A 1796-nucleotide genomic window follows, 5' to 3' on the forward strand; every position below is an offset into this window, starting at 1 on the left:
TTTCTTTGTGGGTTTAATACCCCACCGTCTACACGGTGTTCAAAATTACTTGGGGTGAGAATCCCCATGTAATTTTTCTCCTGTCTCCTGTCTCCTGTCTCCTGTCTCCTTCTTCAATTTTGATTTTCAGGAATACCTTTACAATTGTCAGAAAATTCTATTAATAAATATTTTTTTCTCCAGGGATACTCTGACCTATGATACCTTTAGCTTTAATAATATCTTGAGATTTCATTTTGATAATTAAATGTTGTTGGTATGAATTATGTTTTATATCATGTTCCCCCTCCGGGGGAGCTACGCTAACGGTTGAATACTTATAAATAACTGTTGTGAGTCCTCAGGAGTCAACCCACCCCTCGCCCCTCCCCCTCCCAGGAGGGGAAGTCACCTCCTCAGGAGGGAAGAAAGGAGAAAAAGAGGAAATATTGGTATTGGGGGTATTGATAATTTCAGTATTTATTTGGTACTGTCGGTATTGTCAGTCCTTAAATTTTATTTATAACTGACCCGTCCGAACATGATATTAGAGAATTTTCCACCATTTCATTTAAAAAACTTTTGATTTTTTCTTCATCTCCATAAGATTCTGAGTCACCATTAATAATTGATCATTGAATTTATGTATTTTAAATTTTTGGATTAACTTGCCATTTTTCAAATATTTTTTTCACTAGAAAGTGTTGATTTTTAATAGCTATACCTTTATTTATTGCTTTCAAATCGCTCAAAGCAGCTTCAGTTAATTCTAGTTGAGTTCAAAGTTTTTCAAACTGGGAATAGTTTTTGTATTCACTACCAATTTTACGGATCACCCGACGAGTTTTTGACTTAATAACTGCTAATTCATTATTGAAAAAGTCAGAAATATCATGGGCAGTTTTAGAAATAACAGATAGGATTTCTTGGTAATGACCTTCAGTAATTTTGTATATTTTGTATTGTTGTGTTTATCTCCGTTCGGCAATGTTTTCTACTAATTTTTCAATTTTTTCAATAATGTCATTTAAAATTAAATTTTTGTCTTGATAGTTCCTTAAAATACGGTAAGCAATACTTTTTAAAATAGCAATTTCGTTGCCTATTTTATGATACTATGATACATTTATTCGTTAAGCATTTCCGTATCTTCTAACTTAATTTTGGGATCAATTATATCGAAATATTCTTCTGAGGTTAAGTTAAGAGTTAACTTTTTTAAAGCATCAGCATAACGAGGTGAGTGTTGAGCAATTTCGTCTAGCTTTTCTATAGCTTTTTTGTGATCAGAGTTATTAGCTAAAATACTTTTGGCACTGTAGAGTAAAGTTTTTTCTTGATCGTCATAATTATCAACTGCTTCATCGAAATATTGACCGCCTTTTTTTGGTTGTTTAATAGAATAATATAGTCTTCCTAGTGTTAGTCGAATTACATTGGCATGGTATTGTAATAAATCAGTTAAATTAATTTTTTCTAGTTGTTCAATTGCTGGTTGATATTGGCCTGATTCTTCTAGTGCTGTTGCATATTTGTATCGTATATAGTTATTATCTTCTAACTTTAAATGATTTCTCAAAAAATTTACAAGATTCTTCAAATTTGCCTAATTCTATTAAAGCAATAGCATAGCTAGTAAGAGTTTTAACATTATCAGGTTCCAATTTTAGAGCTTTTTCAAAATAAAGTTTAGCTTGAAGAAGGAGACAGGAGACAGGAGATGGAGACAGGAGGAAAATTACATGGGGATTTCATCCCTGGGAATTTTGAACACCGTGTAGACGGTGGGGTATTAAACCCACAAAGAAAATGATAAT

Annotated in this window: 2 protein-coding genes; both read right to left on the reverse strand. The window is 32.2% G+C overall.

Going from position 1 to position 1796, the window contains the following annotated elements; translation table 11 throughout:
• Positions 1 to 1105: 1105 nt before the first annotated feature.
• Positions 1106 to 1579: a tetratricopeptide repeat protein gene (locus D5R40_RS32650; protein WP_124146891.1), complete on the reverse strand. Its 474-nt coding sequence runs from the start codon at positions 1577 to 1579 to the stop codon at positions 1106 to 1108.
• Positions 1530 to 1643, reverse strand: a complete 114-nt coding sequence (locus D5R40_RS43300; RefSeq protein WP_161564675.1) for a hypothetical protein — start codon at positions 1641 to 1643, stop codon at positions 1530 to 1532. The genes D5R40_RS32650 and D5R40_RS43300 overlap by 50 nt, the downstream gene beginning before the upstream one ends.
• Positions 1644 to 1796: the final 153 nt, after the last annotated feature.

It is taken from the genome of Okeania hirsuta (assembly GCF_003838195.1).
Classification (GTDB): Bacteria; Cyanobacteriota; Cyanobacteriia; order Cyanobacteriales; family Microcoleaceae; genus Okeania; species Okeania hirsuta.